This window comes from Paenibacillus sp. YN15, from assembly GCF_003285005.1.
GTDB lineage: Bacteria > Bacillota > Bacilli > Paenibacillales > NBRC-103111 > Paenibacillus_AR.
Map to the genome: position 1 here is coordinate 146,736 of NZ_QMFA01000008.1, position 17,308 is coordinate 164,043.

The window sequence follows — 17,308 nt, forward strand, 5'->3', positions numbered from 1 at the left end:
TCACCTCTTCTTTGACATCCAGCTCTCCACCAGCTGATAAATATGGTGGCTGAGCCGTTCGGCGTCATGCCGCAGGTAGGTCCGGAACAGCACCAGCTTGTCGGCAATCACCTGATAGCCTCGGCGCTTCACCTCATCCAGATCCAGTTCTACAGCGCTTGCGCCCTGTTCGGCATACTTCGACTCCACCTGGGGAGGAATGTCGCCATTATTCACTATAACATAATCGAACAAGTGATGACCAACATGATCGTGAATCGCCTGCAGATGATCGCTGACGGAATAGCCGTCGGTCTCCCCCGGCTGGGTCATCACATTGCAGATGAAGATCTTGATGGCATCGGACTCCACCAGGGCATCTGCCACCCCAGGCACAATCAGATTGGGCAAAATACTGGTGTACAGGCTGCCCGGCCCCACCAGAATCGCATCCGTTTCCCGAATGGCCTCCAGCACCTCCGGCAAGGGCTCCACATTCTCCGGCTCCAGAAATACCCGCTTGATCCGGCCGCCGACCAGAGGAATCTTGGACTCCCCTTCCACGATGGTGCCGTCCTGCATCTCCGCCTTCAGGACAATCGCCTGGTTGGCGGTGGGCAGCACCCGGCCGCGCACGGCAAGCACCCGGGACAGCGCCTTGATGCCGGAGACGAAATCTCCCGTGATGTCATGCATCGCCGCCAAAATTAGGTTACCCAAGCTGTGGCCTGCCAATCCATTCCCGGCAGTAAACCGGTACTCCAACATGCGGGAGAGCATCGGCTCCACATCCGCAAGCGCATTCAAAACGTTCCGGATATCCCCCGGCGGCGGCATCTGCAGCTCGGAGCGGAGAATGCCGGAGCTTCCCCCGTCATCGGCAACAGTGACAATGGCGGTGATATCCAGAGGTTTTTCTTTCAGTCCACGCAGCATGACGGATAATCCCGTTCCTCCGCCGATAACTACGATCCGCGGTAACCGGCCATTGCGCTGTCGCATTTAACCACTCCAATCTGAATACGCGAGTTCCAGGCCGCGCTTCCTACACCTTGCGGTCTCTGTCCGCATCCCGGTGGCGCACCCGGACAGCCTCCGTCTCGCTTTCCCCCAGCATCTTGCCCAAATATTCGGCAATGGCCACCGAACGGTGTTTGCCGCCGGTACAGCCGATGCCGATAACCACCTGGCTTTTGCCTTCCTTGCGGTATTGGGGAATCAGGAAATGCAGCATATCCAGCAGCTTCGCCAGAAACTCCTTGGTTTCGCTCCACTTCATCACATATTCATACACATCCGAATCCATGCCGGTATTGGGGCGCAATGCCTCCACATAATGGGGATTGGGCAAAAACCGCACATCAAAAATCAGATCCGCATCAATTGGCACGCCATATTTGAAGCCGAAGGAAATCACGTTCAGCGACAGCTTGCTTTCCTCGACATTGGTAAAACGGCCGGCAATCCGCTCCTTCAGCTGAGCCGGCTTCAGGCCCGAGGTATCAATCACCTGGTTGGCCAGGCCCTTCAGCTCCTCCAGCAGCTTGCGCTCCTGGTTGATTCCCTCCAGCGGAGCATCGCCGGGGGCCAGAGGATGTCTGCGCCGGGTTTCCTTATAACGCTGCACCAGCACCGTATCCGTGGCATCCAGAAACAGAATCTCGGAACGGATGGTGTAATTATCCTTCAAGTCCTGCAGCGATTGGGACAACGCTTTGAAGAATTCCCTGCCCCGAAGATCAATCACAAGGGCTACGCGGCCGATTTTTCCGTTGGATTGCTGGATCAGCTCGGCAAATTTGGGAATCAGGACGGGAGGCAGGTTATCTACGCAAAAGAAACCCAGATCCTCCATGCTTTGCACGGCAATGGTTTTGCCGGCGCCTGACATGCCGGTTATGATGACAAGCAGCGCCTGCTCCATCCGGTCCTCCATGGCGGGCTTCCTCCTCTTTCCTAACATTCTATGCAATGCGGACGGCAATGTATAACCGGCGCCTATTCCAGCATTAAACCGGCTGCGCCCACCACACCGGCATCATTGCCAAGGGTTGCGGGAACAATGTCCACGCCGGTCTGGGCATGCTCCGGCGTATATTTGCGGAAGGTTTCCCGGATGGGCTCAAACAGAATATCCCCCGCCTTGGATACGCCGCCGCCAACAATAAACCGCTGCGGATTCACAATTACAGCCATACCGGCCATAGCGCGGCCCAGATAATACGCAGCCCGGTTAATAATCCGCAGGGCCACTTCATCTCCGGCTTTGCCTGCATCGAACACATCCTTGGCGGTAATGGGATTCACCAGCGCCAACGCCGTCCGGTCGCCCCGCTCCACAGCGTCCTTGGCCATCCGCACAATGCCTGTAGCCGATGACACTGTTTCCAGGCAGCCCTTTTGGCCGCAGGTGCAGGCAACAGCCTCCAGATCGGAAACAATGGACACATGGCCCAGCTCCCCGGCCATTCCGCCGAAGCCTTCGTAAATTTTACCGTTAATTATAATACCGCCGCCTACGCCTGTTCCCAGCGTGTAGCATACGCAATTGTCGATGCCCCGTCCTGCTCCGCCCCAGGCCTCGCCCAGCGCCGCCACATTGGCGTCGTTGTTGATCTTCACCGGCACGCCCAGCTTTTCCTCCAAAATTTCCTTGGCAGGCACATTGCGCCAGTTCAGGTTGTTGGAGAACTTAATGAAGCCCTTGGGGATGTCCAAAAATCCGGCCATGCCTGCGCCTACCCCTGCCACCTGCTCCCATTCATACGGGGATTCGGCCACGGCGGTCCGCACATAATCGGCGATCCGTCCCATTCCCGCCTCTGCGCCTTCCTCCGCCTTCGTCGGTGCTTCATAGGTATGCACCAGCTTGCCTTCCGCGTCGCATACGCCTACCTTAATGGTGGTTCCGCCCAAATCCACACCCACATAAATCTTATCCGACATCGAGACCGTCACCTCAAACAATTAGTAGTTTTACTTCTGTTCCCACTATAAGCCAAGGCCTCCGGCAGGTCAAGAACCGATCCTGTGCCATCCGCCGCGGCGTCCGGACAAGGCAAAGAAGCCGCCTTGACGGCGGCTCCTGCCTAAAGCTTTACTCCTCCGGGTACGGCAAAAGCACCGGCTTATTGTCATTGGCCCAATGGTCAAATCCGTTGTAGCCGTATTCGTGGCTGCGCGTGTACCGGCGGAACGGTTCATCCGGCCGCGGGTCCCAATCAGCCAAACCGCCGGAGGCGGTGTCCCGGGGAGGAGAAGCGGCGCCTTCGCCGTTGCCGTTACAGGCGGCAACACAATATTCATAACCCCGCCCGGCAGCCGCGGCCTCATCATCGTATGCAGGCTGCTCCCCTTCATAAATAAGTGCAAAGCTGTCTTCGCCCTGCTCCCGGCGGTACAAGCGGTAGCCGGTTGCACCCAGCTGCCAGCCCCATGTCAGCCGGAAGCCGCCCTCCGTCCGCGCAACCCGCAATCCGTCTGCCCGTTCCGGAGGCTCCCCGGTCAGGTATACGGGATAATCCTCGCTCCACAGCCCCTTCCGGTCACGGTTTACCGCCCGGACCCGCACATGGCGCTTCGTGCCATTAGCCCCCGCAAGCCGCCAGCACAAGGAACGGCCAATGTCCGGAACAACAGATTCAGCGTTGCTCCAACTGGTGCCGCCATTATTGCTGACGGCAATCTCATAGCTTTCCGCCCATGCCGACGGCTCCCAGATTATCTCAGCCCATCCTGAAGCAGCCCGGTAGCCTGTTATCTGCACGGAAGCCGGAACCGGCAGCCGGTCTGTCCATTCCCACCGGCCGCGCCCCTCCGGCAGACGGAACGAGATGCAGCGGCCCCCCATATCCGGCAGTTCCAGCGGAACACCATCGACATACAGCCGGTATGCCCCCCCGCACAGCGGTTCCGGCAGCGTCAGCTTCACGGCGACCCCGCCGCAACCGGCATACCCACCACTGAGCTCTGCCCCATTGCGGACGAAGGAGAAGCCGGCGGATGGCAGTTCAGCTGCCAATTTCTCCACAGGACCGGAGTGGGCAACCTCCAGGAGAACACCTGCGGCCCCGATACGCGACCCGATGAACAGAGCCGCTTCCGCCTTCTCCGCGCTGTACAGGCGGATAATGCCTGCATGGCCAGCAAAGGAAATGGCACCTTCCTCGAACACCACGGCGGCTTCGTCGCGGAATACATAGTCCCGCCGGTCATTCAGCGTCACAACGGCTCCGTACGACGTTGCTTCCACACCCAGCAAATAGCCGTAGTCGCCCTTGCGGTGGGGGGAAACCAGCGTCAGGAAGTGGCCGCTGCCGTCATAATATTTTCCCTTCGATCCATCGTTGACGCTGCGGTAAGCGCCCGGCCCAAGCTCGGCGGGAATACCCGGGGCCACATCATAGCCGGGTACGCCGGGCTTCAGCTGGCAAATGGTCGGGAACGGCTCCCGCTCATGGACAAACCAGGCGAACCGCCCCCTGACCCGCATGTCGCCCACCTGATCGTAGACAATAATATAGTCGCTTCCGGACATCAGCACGCTCCGCGAATGATAAGCCGGGCTGGCATACGAGCCTGCCAACACGCAGGCGAACTGGGCAAAGCCCAAATCCAGCAGCGGCTCGGTCAGCTCGCGGCGGCCCACACTGCGGAACTCATGGCCGTACAGAACGCCGAAATTGCAGCAGGCCTGCACATCGCCCATGTTATCGTCCCCTACATCCTCCTTGCGGTTGAAGCTGAGCCGCTTGCCGTCCGCATAGTAGGTGATGACACCGCAGCCCCCTTGTCCCGAACGCCCCCAGCGGTAGTTGGGACCTTCATCGATCTGCTGCAGGTGCACGGAGGCTTCCGCCGTCCCGTCCACCGCAGCCCGCAGAACGAAGCCGTACCCTGTATACTTCGCCGAATGCAGGGGCGGCCGCGTACCCGTATTGCTGTCGAAGGGGGCATCGTATGCGGCCCGCCAAATGTCCGTATCCGGCTGCCGTTCCGCGTAGCCCCGGGCATCGGCGGGGCTTATGCGCATCAGATGCTCCGCCAGCAGCGGCTCAATGGCGCGCAGGCCAAAAGCCGCTACGCGCAGCTCCAGCGGAGCGGCATAATCATCCACATGACCGCCTGCGTGGGCGCCCTGGGGGGGAACATGGCGGCGGCCTTCCACAGGGGCAGTCAGCGCATTCACCAGCCAGGACAGCCATTTGAGGTAATTGGGATAAGCAACCGGATGCTCTCCATACACTCTCCGGATCGCCGTAACCGGACTCAGCATGGCCCTCAGATTGTAGAGGGTGTAACAAGCCAAATTTTCCGTATGTCTCCCTCCCCTTGCACCCCAGGAAGCCACATCGGGCCGCACATGGTACTTGGCATTCCGCGCCATGGCCCGTTCGAAATCCTCCTTCCACCGCCGCGCTTCGGGATGGCCGGGAAACAGCGCCGACGCCAACGCGGGCACGCTTCTCACATCCACGAGGAAGTTGGGATGTCCGGCCAGCATATTCAGCACCGGCATGAAGCACTCCTCATTATGGGCGTACGCCATAAACGCAAAGGCGGCCTTCAGCCGGCGGAACTGGTCCGGGGCCATAGCCGGGGCGGCCAGATCGAAGGCGGCTGTCCAGGTATAAAACTCCCGCGCCGCCACAGGGCTCATCTCCCCTGGCCTGTGCAGGCAGAACGACAAACGGCCAACAACCGCCTCCATATCCTCCGGCGCCGGCTTGACCGTGCTGTAGCCGAACCAGTTGTGCATCCGCGGCGGCAGCCGCTCCTCACGAAACAACCGCGGATAGTCCTGTTGCCTTTCCTCCCAGTCAAGTATCCAATCCTTCACCTTATTAAGCGAGAGAAACTCGTGCCACAGCCACAGTCCGTCGGCGTACGATCCGTCGGGCGCCCCAAGCTCCCGTTCCGCCGGATACAGCGCCACCGCCGTGGAGCGGGTTCCCGCCGCCAGGGGATACTCCCAGCTTAGTGTCCGGGAGCGCCGCGACCACCGGAAGCGAACCGCCAGCGATTCCGGCGACCCCCATAAAGCGTATCCGCCATCGTTCCAGAACCCGCTGTCCTTGACGAATACAGCAGCCGCGATCCGTTCATCCCTAAAAGCCGCCGCCTTCGCCTGCTGCCAGCAGACCGCGTTATCGTAAGGCTTCAGCCGGAACGGCAGCATGCCGCTTCCGTCCAGGTAACGGTCGATGGGCTCCGTTCCCCGCGGCTTCGCATACCGCCGCCCCGGGGCAAACGAACCCCATTCAATCCGAAGCATTGCACCTTCGCCAGAGGCAAAGCCGGTCATCCGCTCCCGCAGCTCGATGTACTCCAAACCGGCGGCAGCCGTTACCGTGGCGCGGTATTCCGCTTCGCCTTCGAACCGGCACACAAATTCACATTCCGCAAATACCGGCCCCTCCGCCGTAACCTTGCCCTCTGCAGCAAGCAGCTTGCGGCCGCCCCCGTCAATGCGGGCAACCCCCTCCGCCTCAAAGCCCGCCAAACACAGCGCGAACAGCCGGCCGTCCGCCAGCCGCCCCTCGGCGAACCGCACGTTCAGCCGTCCGTTATGCGCCTTCGCATACCCGCTTTCCCGCACCACGGCCACCCGGCCGTATTTCGTTCCCGATGCAGGCGGCTCTCCGCTGTGCCATTCGAATCTTCTCCCGGCTCCTGTGGGCAGGTCGGAAACCAGACATACCTGCATCCCGGAATCCGTCCGCCGCCATTGGAACGGTACAGCTTCTCCTTCTCCGTCTGCCAGCCAGACCGGCAGCTCCCCTTCCTTCTCCTCCGCCCAGGCAAAGCTGAGCAGCGCAGGAGGCCATGCATATCCGGCCACATTCAGCCGGTCCTTCAGAATAATCGGTTTGCCTTCCATTTCTCCCATTCCTTTCCCGGGTGTCCCGCCCCTGCTTCCGGCGGAACAGGAAACGGCAGCGCACTGCGGCGCGCCGCCGTTTTCCGCCGTTCCTTATTTGCCACCCTGCACCGACTTGTAAAGCTCGTTGGCTTCCTTCTCCAGCTGCGCGCCGCCCATGTCGTTCCATTGCTTGACGAATTCGTCGAAGTACGATACGGGTTTATCGCCGCGCACAATCTGCACGTAGGCATCCAGCTTCAGCTTGGTCAGATCGCCCCAATATTTCCCGGATGAAGGCAATACGTCCGACTTGCCGAAGATATCCCAGACCGGCTTGTTATAGCGAGTCAAGAGCTCGACGCTGCTTTTGCCCAGCGCCTTCTCGAAAATAACGGGAGCCGGTCCTCCGGCAAAGAGTGTGTCGAAATTGTTTCTCAGCCCTTCTGTGGCAAGCTTGGCAGTGTCATCGTAAGGGGGAAGAAACTTGATGCCGCTCTGCGGATCGGAGGGTGTGCTGTAATCCCAATGCTTGCCCTTGACGCCGACGGCGGCATCAAGGAACACCTGCTCATCGTTGCGGATCGCCTCCATAATTTCAAGCACCTTCTTGACCTTCTCCGGCTGCTGCTCCATGTGTTTGCCGAAGGCAAAAGCGCTGCCAGCCGTTCCCCATGCCCAGCCGCCCTGTTCTCCGCGCGGACCCTTCGGCAGCGGCGCCACCAGGAAGTCCGCATCCGGGTTGGCTTTTTTCATCGAGCTGATCACTGATTGCGGATTGTTCAGGTCAAAGGAGGCCATGCTCGTATTGTGCGTATATGCAATTTTGCCCTCCACCAGCTTTTTGTCCAGGTCCTTGCCCGTGACGAATTCCGGATCGATATACCCCTTGGCGTACCAGTCCGCCAGCAGCGTCAGCGCTTCCTTCGCCTCTGGCACAACCGCGCCGTTGACCACCTTGCCGTCCTTCAGCATCCATTGGGTCGGCATAACGCCGTAAGCGCCGAATACGGACCAGAACTGCAAGTAGTAGGAGTTGCCGTTAGTGGACATGCCGTACACGCCGATTTGCTTCAGCTTGGCGAATGCGGCAGTCATTTCGTCGATGGTTTCGGGGATTTTTTCCACGCCCGCCTTCTTCAGCAAGTCCACCCGCCAGCCCTGCTTCGCGTTGAATTGGCCCGTGAAATAGGTAGTGGGCAAGCCGTAATTTTTGCCGTTCAGGTTGGTATAGAACCAGCCTTGCTTGGCGAAGCTGTCCAGCACCGCCTTGGTTTTGGGGGCGCTCTGCTCGATGGTGTTGAGGGGAAGCTCGGCAAGCAGCCCTTGACTGGCGTATTTGAACAGCTGGTTGGGATCGTAAATGAACATGACATCAGGCACGTCGCCGGAGGTAAGCAAAATTTGCTGTTTCTGCACGTAGTCGGCCTGCGGAATCGAATAATAGTTGATTTTAACGTTAAATTTCTCCTGCAAAGCTTGCACGGCATGGGAATTGGCGGTCAAATCCGCCGAAGGCACCATCCACTTGATCTCCATCGGCTTGGCCTGCGCTGCAGTTGTTGCCGTGCCCGGCGAAGCCGTGGACGGCGCAGCTTCCCCTCCTCCGTTGGAGCACGCTGTAAGCGCCAGCGAGCAAACGGCCGCCAGTGATAACCACCCTTTTACCCCTTTTTTTGCAAACATCCCGTAACCCCCTGTATGAAAATGGTTTTATTCGGCATGCCGGTTGCGGGCCGCCAGGCTGCTGGACCACTTTAGCCTTTGACCGAACCGAGCATGATGCCTTTAACGAAATACCGCTGAATGAACGGGTACAAAAATAGAATCGGCAGCGTCACCGCCACAATGGTGGCCGCCTTCAATGATTCCGGCGTATACTCCTCGCGGATGCGGTTAATATCCTCTCCGGGTGTCAGCGACACCGTGGCATCCACGACGGTTCGGCGCAGGAACAGCTGCAGCACCTGCCACCGGTTATCCTGGGTGTAAATCATCGCATCAAACCAATGATTCCAGTGGGCCACACCCACCCAAAGGGCCATAACGGCCATAACCGGTACGGACAGGGGCAGCACAATCCGCAGAAGCACCCGCATTTCCGCCGCTCCGTCTATGCGCGCCGACTCAATGATCTCCCCGGGGATACTCTCGAAAAAATTGCGCATCACAATCATATTGAAGGCCGACACCGCCCCGGGCAGAACAAGCGCCCACAGGGTATTCAGCATACCGAGGTTTTTTACCAGCAAAAACATCGGAATCGTGCCTCCGCTGAACAGCATGCTGAAAACGAACAGCTTCATGATCAGCTTCCGGTGCGGAAACGTGCGTCTGGACAACGGATAAGCGATCATCGCCGTCATCGTCAGAGAAATGGCAATGCCGACGCCGGTGCGGATGATTGTATTGCTGTAAGCCGCCAGCAGATCGGGATGAGCCAGGACCTTCTGGTAGGACATCAGCGTAGGATGCAGCGGGAACCAGTAGAACTTCATGGCCAGCGCATCCGCCGGCGTACTGAGCGACAATGTAATGATGTATAGCAGCGGATACAGCGTGGTTAACCCGAAAGCCGTCAATAACGCGGCATTCAGCACATCGAAGATCCGCTCGCTCCAAGTTGCTTTCATCCCATCCACCTCCTTTCGGTTACCATAGTCCCCGCTCCTTGTCGTACAGCTTGACGAGGGTATTGGCAATGAGCACCAGGACCAGCCCTACCGTGGAATTAAACAGCCCCGCTGCGGTGCCCAGCTCGTAATCCATGGTCAACAGCCGGCGCAGCACGTAGGTATCGAGAATTTCCCCCACCCCCGAGGTAGGCGACGTCACCAGGTTGTAAATTTGGTCGAAGCCCACTGACAGGAAATGGCCAATGTTCAGCAGGTACATAATAATGACGGTGGGGGCGATGGACGGCAGGCTGATATGCCAGATCCTCCGCCAGCGGCTTGCCCCGTCGGCAATGGCCGCCTCATAGAGGCTCGGGTCGATGGAGGCCAGCGCGGCAAAGTAAACAATCGAACCCCAGCCTGCCGATTGCCAGATGTTGGTGAGCACTACCATTCCGTAAAAGTAGTCCGGCTCCAGCAGCCACAATTGCTGCGGGATGCCGAACACACCCAGCAGCTTGTTGAAGCCGCCGTCGTTGCCCAGAAACGGGAACAGGATGCCGGCCAGCACCACCCACGAGAAAAAATGGGGCAAATACGTTACCGTTTGGATCGTCCGTCGAAACCAGGTGATCCGGAGCTCGTTTAGCAGCAGCGCCAGCACAATGGGGGCCGGAAAAACAAACACCATTTTCAGAAAAGCGATCACCACTGAATTGCGCAATGCGTTCATAAAGCCGTTCCCCTGGAACAGCCGCTGGAAGTTCTCCCAACCGGCCCAAGGACTGCCCAGTATGCCCTCCGTAATCTGAAAGTGCTTAAACGCAATGATAACACCGTACATCGGCACATAGCTGAACAGCAGAAATAGCGCCAGCCCGGGCAGCAGCATGATGATAAGGGCACGGTGCTGCTTGTATACGCGCCATTGCCGCTGCCATCCGGCTGCCGTGCCCGGATTGCGGGCTTCCGGAAGCGCGCTCCGGATTTCCATCTTGTCCGCTCCTCCTTTATGCATGACTTCGCTCCTCCTTTATGCAACCTTGCGTGTCTTGAAGATATCCTGGGTCTATCGGCTGCCGATGTCATTAGCTTACGGCCCGGGGAATACCAACACAATCATCACATTTTCGTGGCCTGCAAATATGAAAAAAACGCCGGAGCCTCAAGGGCGGCGGCGTTTCGGGGACCATCAGGAACGGTTGCGCTGGCGGTATTCCCCCGGCGTCAAACCTTCCGATTTTTTGAATACCCGGATGAGATGCGTTGCATTGCCATACCCGATCTCGGCGGCAATATCGGCGATGTTCAGCTCGGTTTTGAGCAGCAGGCTTTTGGCTTTGCCAATCCGGTAGCGGGTGACGTACGCAATGAACGTCTCTCCCCAATGCTGCTTGATCAGCTCGCTTAAATACGAAGGGCTGATGCCAAGCTGCTCGGCGGCGAGCTGGAGCGACAAATCCTGCCGGTACCGCTCCTCAATCAGTTTTTTTGTCCGCTCCATAATCGTTTCCATCCGCAGCCGCTTCAATCCGTTCAGAAAGTCAATTCCCGGTGCAATGACCGTTTCGCTGAACCAGCCGCACATGGAAGGGGACGCGTTCAATTGGGCAAATTCGGCGTACAGGCTCCGCCCAGGAAACGTCCGCGTAAGGTCGGGATCGTACTCCTGGAGCAGCCTGATGACGGAAACGAGCAGCTGCATGGCATATGTTTTGATCAGCGCAAAGGGAAGGCGGCTGCCGTTCAGCCCGTCGAAGAAAGCATTCAGCTCCCGCGCGGCCTGCCCGCAGTCGCCTTCGCGGATTGCCGCCAGCAGCGCGCTTTCGCATTCGGCCGGATACGGCACGGAGACCGGCGCCTGGGGCTCCTGGCCCCCGCGCACCACCTCGTTTCCCGCCTTCGGCCAATGCTCCTGCAGCGCATGCAGCGCGTCCAGATACGAGACGGACAGCTCGCGGAAATCGGCAACCGGCCTGCCGACGGCGATGGTCACCGTCTGCTTCAGATATGACGAAACCGCGAAACGAATCTTCTCCGCCGCCCGGACCGCCTCGCGGTCAGCCTCATGCTCCGGCATATTCAGAATAACGGCCACATGCTGACGGGAAATGACCGTTTCCGTGGCGAATTTGTCCCGCAAGAGCTCCTGGCTGATATTGGCCACGGCGAACAGGAACAGCCATGCATCCTCCCCGCTGCGGAAGCGGGCGTTCTCGCCGGTGGCATCCATCTCCGCCACAAGCACGCAGAAAACCGGGTCCGGAAAGAGCGTCGTCTCCGCCGGCTTCTGGCGCAGCCACGGGTCCATGCCGGCATGGTTGCCCAACAGCGCGGACAATAGGAAATGGTCGCGCAGCACCGACAGCTGGCTCTTCCATTGCGAGCGCACCTCGCCCATTTCCTTGAGCAGCGCGGCAATGCGCTTCTCAATGCGGACGAAGCCCTCGGCGTAGTCGGCATCGAAGGGCTCCTGCTCCTCCTCCGTGTTTGCTTCGCCCTTGCCCCGCAGCGTCAGGAAGATTCTCCGCAAGCCGCTTTGGAATTGACGCACATTGAAATAGGCGACAAACAGCGACAGCAGGGAAAGCGCCGCCGTTGCGGCCACCATCCATAGCCTGAGCAGCTGCGCGTTGCGGGACGCCGCATCCACGGGAATCAGCATAGCATAGAGAAAGCCGTATGCCGCCGAGCGTTCGGTGGTCACATACATCGCTCCGGCCTCCGTGTCCAGCTTGACCGGACGGCTGCCTCCCGCCGCAGCTCCCCCGGCCAGCATGGCGCCGATGGCGTCGGGTGTCTCAAGCCGCAGCTGACCTGCCTGCACAATCGTCTGCCCCGCGGGCGAAAAGACAAGCAAGCCGCCCCGGCTGTCGAAGGGAAAGGACCGGATCATGTCGGCGATAACGGCGGCTTTGACATTGACGATAAGCGCCGCATCGGGCTCCTCGTAGAAGTAAGGCAGCGGAAGCACGTAGGTGAGCGCCTCCGGGCCTTTGCCTGCCTCGGGGCCGATAGCCCGGGGAGTAATCCACAGCTTGGATTTGCGCTCCGCCGCCGCTTGCCGCAAGGACGGCAGCCAGGAGGTATCGGGAAAGCTGTCCAGGTCCAGCAGCGCATTCGATGTCAGTACGAGCTGCTGCTTCCGGTGATAGAGATAAACCGAATCCACCGCATGGATCGAGGCCGAGAAATTGGCCAGATCGCGTCTGATGTCATTGGCCGCCAGCAGAGTGCCAAGCAGCGGTGTCTCTTGGATTTTGACGAATTGGAGCATTCCCGCCTGCAGCGATAGCTGACCCGTTACCTCCTCAGTCTGCCGGAGCAGCTGGTCCACCTGCTCCTTCATCTGGGCAATGGCCACCTTGGAGGTCCGTTTCACCTCCGCCTCGATCAGCCGGAGGCTCGTATAATAGCTGAACGTCCCGAACCCCAGCACCGGCACAATGGAAAGAAGCAAAAGCAAGGCGAGCTGTCGCTGCCGGACCAGTTTGCGGACAAGTTCCATAAGACTCTCCCCCTTCTTCTCTCCGCAGGCTTTTTGCCGCTTTATTATAACAAAAAAACGTTTTCATCTATATCGTCTTCTTTTCGTAAACGCGGATATCGCCGCTTCACATAGCGCCTGGCAGGCGGATTGCACGGCCAAGAGCCCGGGACAGCCCCGGGCTTTGGTTCACATCCATTTATTGCGGACCGGCTTGCGCCTGACCGGTTGTTCATCGGGGGAGGGGAGACCGCCATATCACCGCTTTACGGGTATACTGCCGCTTTCGGCCAGCATCGCCGACAGCAGCATCAGCAGCAAACCCTGCCCATAGCCTTCCGCCCGATGCTGGGCAATAACGTGATATTCACCGGGATGCTTCTGTACCCCCGTTCCGGCGGATACGCCGCGGAGCACACCCTCCCAGTCCACATGGGACAATACGGCGCGGGCAGCGCGGTCGGCCATCTCCCCATACGCCTCATCCGCGTTGCCGAAGCGCAGCGCCCGCTTTACCGCATACGCAATGCCTGCGGCGGCGGACGTTTCCACATAGGTGTCCGGAACATCGATGACGGTTGTCCATAAGCCGGAGATGTCCTGATAACGCGACAAGCCTGCCAGCTGCCGCTCGAGAATGGCCCTGATCTGCTTCCGCGCCGGCTCCGTCTCCGGGAGCAGCGTCAAAAGCTCCGCCGACACAATGGCCGCCCAGGCATTGCCCCGCGCCCACAAGCAGCCGATGGGCCCATTCTTTTGCTCATCCCAGCCGTGATAATACAAACCATTCTCCTGCTGTAGATGGCGCACATGCAGGAAATATTGGTTCAGCCCCTCCTCCACCGCCTCCCGGTCCTCCAGCAGAAGCCCCGCCTTGACCAGAAACAGACCGGCCATAAACAGTGTATCCACCCACATCTGCCCGCCGAAGCTGGTTTCCACAAGGGTATGCTCAAACGCGCCGTTCTTCAGCCGCTCTGCCCGGCGGAGCAGGAATTCCACCCTGGACTTGATGATCTCCGCGTAGCGCGGCTCCCCGGAAGCCACATACAGCTCAATGAGCGAAAAGCATGGCGCCGTGGCATTGACGGTTTCAAACACCTGGCCCCGCGCCAACTGCCCGTCAATCCACGCCTTCAAATATTGCAGCAGCGAATCGTTATCCGCGGCCTTCCACAGCGAAACCAAACCGTACAGCGCCACACCCTCGCTCCAGTTCCATTCCGCCATCGGCATCCGCCTTGTGGCCTGCGAGACCTGCCCGATTATTGCAGCCAAGCTGCGCGACATTCCTGTTCCTCCTCCCGTATTGTGTACGGCTCCAACTGTAAGCAAAAGCCGGTTTCGTTTCAATCGTCATTTTTTTGGAGCCGCCGCATTCCCAGTTCTTCCCGGACCGGAAGGTCGGAGGATATCGTACTGTCCCAAGATCAAGGAAGCGTCACGGCTGGCATAAACGCCTCCCACCCAAAAAAGGCAGCCCCGCCAACGGGAACTGCCTTCTCGTCTAATCGCGCCCCTATAGCGAGGCATACCTGTCACATAAAATCGTTCAGCACCACCGAATAAATATCTTCGGTCAGATGCAAGCCGCCGTCATAGCCCACGTAGGACTTGCTCATGACCAGATGGTTGCCTACGGGGGCGGCAATGGACAACTGGTACGCCTTCAGTTCCCGGGCCACCACCCGCTCCCAAGAGCTGCCCAGGATCAGCGGACGGCTGCGGATTTTGATCCTCCGCAGCTCCTCCTCCACAAAGCCCCCGTCGTTTGAAAATACCGTTTCCGCCGTAATGCCGTTGTTGAATTTGGCAAACTCCGCCGCCACCCCGTCCTGATACCGCTGGGGCGTATCCTCGGTAATAAACTGCTTCTCCGGGATCAGCCCCAGGTCATTGGTCAAAAACCGCGCCATCCCCAGCGCATACAGACTGTCCGCCACCGTGATGAACCGCCTGGGCAAGAGCCGGGTCTCCAGCAGCGTATCCGCCGCCCTTTCCAGATAATAATAGTAGCGGTTTTCCTCCCGGTTGATGACCCCCTCCACAACGGAAGGCGATACTCCGGCGAATTCCCCTACCGCTCTCAAAAACCGCGACGTCTCCGTCGGCCCAATAGGAAGAGCGGGATAATGAAAGAACGGCGTACCGAACTTCTCCTGCAGATGCTCGGCGGCCCGCAGTCCGATCCACGGGGAAAGCACCAGATTGAACTGGGCCTTGGGAATATCCCGCACCGCCTCCACACGGCTGTCGGGGCCGAAAATGACGTTGGGCTTCAGTCCGATGGAGGCCAGCAGCTTATTCAACTGCTCAATATCCCCGGCCCAGAAGGTATTCTGATACGGCACCACCGACCAGACATTCACCAGTCCCTGCTCTACCGGCTGCGGCTCCAGCAGCTGGTCGATAATGGCGTCCAGCAGGAGCTCATGCCCCAGCAGATTGCTGCCTTTGAACCCGCCTGTTTCCACATAGATAATGGGCTTTCCCTCTTTCTTGAACTTCCGGGCAATCTCCCCCACATCATCCCCGATAATGTCCGAGGTGCAGCCCGTCAGGACCACAAACAAATCCCCGTCGATTACATCAAAGGTATTGGTAATCAATTGCCGCAGCTGGTTGGTGCCCCCGAACACCACCTCATGCTCCGAGGCATTGGTGCAGGGAATGGCGTGCCCGCCCACATAGCCGGAGCCCTGATGCCCGTTTTGGGTTCCCAGGGTAATCATCAGCTTGGAGACGCAGCCGGGGCCGGAGTGGACGATGGGCACCGCTTTTTTGATGGCCAGCACCGATTCATAGGCTCCCAGGGCGCAGACATGGCGGATTTGCTCAACTGATTGTGACATGGCTTTTGCTCTCGCTTTCCATAAAGGTAAAGGGGTCCTGATCATACCACCAATCGGTGTAGGGCAGCCTGATCCGTTTGGCCAGATTAACCGCCAGGCTGTTATTGGCGAGAGTATCAATAATCCGGTGCCCAAAATCAATCGTCCCCTGATAGCCGAAGGCGCTGTATTCGTCGCTGACCATAATGGTGGGAATGCCCACCTTGGTGGCCCATACAGATTGGCCGGGATGCCGGCCGATGTAAATATCCGGCTTTACCTTCTTCAGCAGGTTGATAATCTCATGATTCTGCTGGTCGCTGACGCTCACCGGAATATCCTTCTCCCGCTTGGACAGCTCCAGGGTGCAGGACGGGCAGCCCCCGTGGTCATGCTTGGAATCATAATGCCAGGAGAAGCCCCATTCCACGTTCATACCAAAATCTTCCAAAAAACGGATATAATTATGGGCAAAGCTGGGGCCCATGCCCACCACCACCCGCTTCCCCTTCAGCTTGCGCTCAATTTCCTCCAGCTCGGGGGCGGCAAGCTCCTTTTGCTCCGCCAAATACGCCTCTACCTCCTGCTGCTTGCCCACCACATTGCCCAGCTTTCGGAGCCAGTCGTCAAAGCCGTTGATTCCATGGGGCTGGAGGGCCGTCACATAAGGGACGCCGAACTTCTGCTCCAGCCCGTTCCCCAGATAGCCGCCCAGGGTGCCGCAAATGCTGATGGTAGCCGCCGATTCCGACCACCGCTCAATCTGTTCAATGGAGCTGTAGGGGATACCGAACTGGGGCACCAGTCCCAGCCGTCCAAAAATCTCCGTCACCGCCGCCCGTCCGCTGGCCGTAAAATTAATTACATTCACCACCTCGGGACGCTTCTTCTCAGGCGGTTTGATCACACGAGTCAAAATAGCATGGAAAGCCGCATCAAAGCCGGAGGCCCAGATTTGCGAGCGGAAGCCGTCGCAGAATACGGGAACCACCGGAATCCCCACCTCCGCCTCCGCATCCTTCAAGGTCGCTTCAATATCATCCCCGATAATCCCCGAAGCGCAGGAGGTGGTAACGAAGATGACTCTGGGATGGAACCGCTCATAGGCAGCGTGGACCGCTTCCTTCAGAATTTTATCCCCGCCGAACACCACTGCTTTTTCCGTCATATTGGTATTGATAATTTGGACGTTCTTCTTATCCCAGCCCCGGATATGCTGGCCCCATTGAAAGCCCGCATTGGCTCCCGCCACATCCCCGGCGCAGCCGACAGGACCATGGTTGACAATGGCCGTATCGGTAATGCTGGACAAGTGTCCTTGGGCGCAGCCGGAGTTGCAGTTGGTGGCCTGGCTGAACCCCCGGTTGGCGTTCTTCAGGCAGCCGGATTGGGATTTTTCCGCCAAATCCTTAATGCTGCCCCTATACCCTATCACCGACTTCAACCGCTTTTCCCGGATAATCACCTGTGACCGTTTCAAATTAATTGCCATTTGTGCAGCCTCCCTCTCCCGTATGTTGGCCTGGCTGTAACCAGA

11 protein-coding genes are annotated in these 17,308 nt (G+C 58.9%); all 11 read right to left on the bottom strand.

Annotated elements, in window-relative coordinates:
* Complete coding sequence (locus DQG13_RS09580) at nt 1–981, bottom strand: gluconeogenesis factor YvcK family protein (protein WP_113019521.1); 981 nt, start codon at nt 979–981, stop codon at nt 1–3.
* Nucleotides 982–1,024: 43 nt separating this feature from the next.
* Nucleotides 1,025–1,915: an RNase adapter RapZ gene (gene rapZ, locus DQG13_RS09585; protein WP_113019522.1), complete on the bottom strand. Its 891-nt coding sequence runs from the start codon at nt 1,913–1,915 to the stop codon at nt 1,025–1,027.
* A 62-nt stretch (nt 1,916–1,977) separates the two neighbouring features.
* Complete coding sequence (locus tag DQG13_RS09590; RefSeq protein ID WP_113019523.1) at nt 1,978–2,925, bottom strand: ROK family glucokinase; 948 nt, start codon at nt 2,923–2,925, stop codon at nt 1,978–1,980.
* A 151-nt stretch (nt 2,926–3,076) separates the two neighbouring features.
* Nucleotides 3,077–6,859 (bottom strand): fibronectin type III domain-containing protein, encoded by a 3,783-nt coding sequence (locus DQG13_RS09595; protein WP_113019524.1) that lies wholly within the window; start codon nt 6,857–6,859, stop codon nt 3,077–3,079.
* 93 nt (nt 6,860–6,952) lie between these two features.
* Nucleotides 6,953–8,524: an extracellular solute-binding protein gene (locus DQG13_RS09600; RefSeq protein ID WP_113019525.1), complete on the bottom strand. Its 1,572-nt coding sequence runs from the start codon at nt 8,522–8,524 to the stop codon at nt 6,953–6,955.
* A gap of 71 nt (nt 8,525–8,595) precedes the next feature.
* Nucleotides 8,596–9,471, bottom strand: coding sequence for a carbohydrate ABC transporter permease (locus tag DQG13_RS09605; protein ID WP_113019526.1), 876 nt, complete (start codon nt 9,469–9,471; stop codon nt 8,596–8,598).
* A gap of 19 nt (nt 9,472–9,490) precedes the next feature.
* A complete protein-coding gene (locus tag DQG13_RS09610) occupies nt 9,491–10,471 on the bottom strand; it encodes an ABC transporter permease (protein WP_258525586.1) in 981 nt (326 codons plus the stop codon).
* 174 nt (nt 10,472–10,645) lie between these two features.
* Nucleotides 10,646–12,961: a helix-turn-helix domain-containing protein gene (locus tag DQG13_RS09615; RefSeq protein WP_113019527.1), complete on the bottom strand. Its 2,316-nt coding sequence runs from the start codon at nt 12,959–12,961 to the stop codon at nt 10,646–10,648.
* Nucleotides 12,962–13,198: 237 nt separating this feature from the next.
* Nucleotides 13,199–14,230, bottom strand: coding sequence for a glycoside hydrolase family 88/105 protein (locus tag DQG13_RS09620; protein WP_113019528.1), 1,032 nt, complete (start codon nt 14,228–14,230; stop codon nt 13,199–13,201).
* A gap of 248 nt (nt 14,231–14,478) precedes the next feature.
* Nucleotides 14,479–15,792 carry a nitrogenase component 1 gene (locus DQG13_RS09625; RefSeq protein WP_113019529.1) on the bottom strand — a complete coding sequence of 438 codons (1,314 nt, stop codon included), beginning with the start codon at nt 15,790–15,792 and terminating at the stop codon, nt 14,479–14,481.
* Nucleotides 15,776–17,263 (bottom strand): nitrogenase component 1, encoded by a 1,488-nt coding sequence (locus tag DQG13_RS09630; RefSeq protein ID WP_113019530.1) that lies wholly within the window; start codon nt 17,261–17,263, stop codon nt 15,776–15,778. Before DQG13_RS09630 ends, DQG13_RS09625 begins: the two co-directional genes overlap by 17 nt.
* Nucleotides 17,264–17,308: the final 45 nt, after the last annotated feature.

Excerpts from the sequence above, each read along its gene's own strand:
- DQG13_RS09580 (WP_113019521.1), bottom strand. The coding sequence starts at position 981 with ATGCGACAGCGCAATGGCCGGTTACCGCGGATCGTAGTTATCGGCGGA.
- rapZ (WP_113019522.1), bottom strand. The coding sequence starts at position 1,915 with ATGGAGGACCGGATGGAGCAGGCGCTGCTTGTCATCATAACCGGCATG.
- DQG13_RS09590 (WP_113019523.1), bottom strand. The coding sequence starts at position 2,925 with ATGTCGGATAAGATTTATGTGGGTGTGGATTTGGGCGGAACCACCATT.
- DQG13_RS09595 (WP_113019524.1), bottom strand. The coding sequence starts at position 6,859 with ATGGAAGGCAAACCGATTATTCTGAAGGACCGGCTGAATGTGGCCGGA.
- DQG13_RS09600 (WP_113019525.1), bottom strand. The coding sequence starts at position 8,524 with ATGTTTGCAAAAAAAGGGGTAAAAGGGTGGTTATCACTGGCGGCCGTT.
- DQG13_RS09605 (WP_113019526.1), bottom strand. The coding sequence starts at position 9,471 with ATGAAAGCAACTTGGAGCGAGCGGATCTTCGATGTGCTGAATGCCGCG.
- DQG13_RS09610 (WP_258525586.1), bottom strand. The coding sequence starts at position 10,471 with ATGCATAAAGGAGGAGCGGACAAGATGGAAATCCGGAGCGCGCTTCCG.
- DQG13_RS09615 (WP_113019527.1), bottom strand. The coding sequence starts at position 12,961 with ATGGAACTTGTCCGCAAACTGGTCCGGCAGCGACAGCTCGCCTTGCTT.
- DQG13_RS09620 (WP_113019528.1), bottom strand. The coding sequence starts at position 14,230 with ATGTCGCGCAGCTTGGCTGCAATAATCGGGCAGGTCTCGCAGGCCACA.
- DQG13_RS09625 (WP_113019529.1), bottom strand. The coding sequence starts at position 15,792 with ATGTCACAATCAGTTGAGCAAATCCGCCATGTCTGCGCCCTGGGAGCC.
- DQG13_RS09630 (WP_113019530.1), bottom strand. The coding sequence starts at position 17,263 with ATGGCAATTAATTTGAAACGGTCACAGGTGATTATCCGGGAAAAGCGG.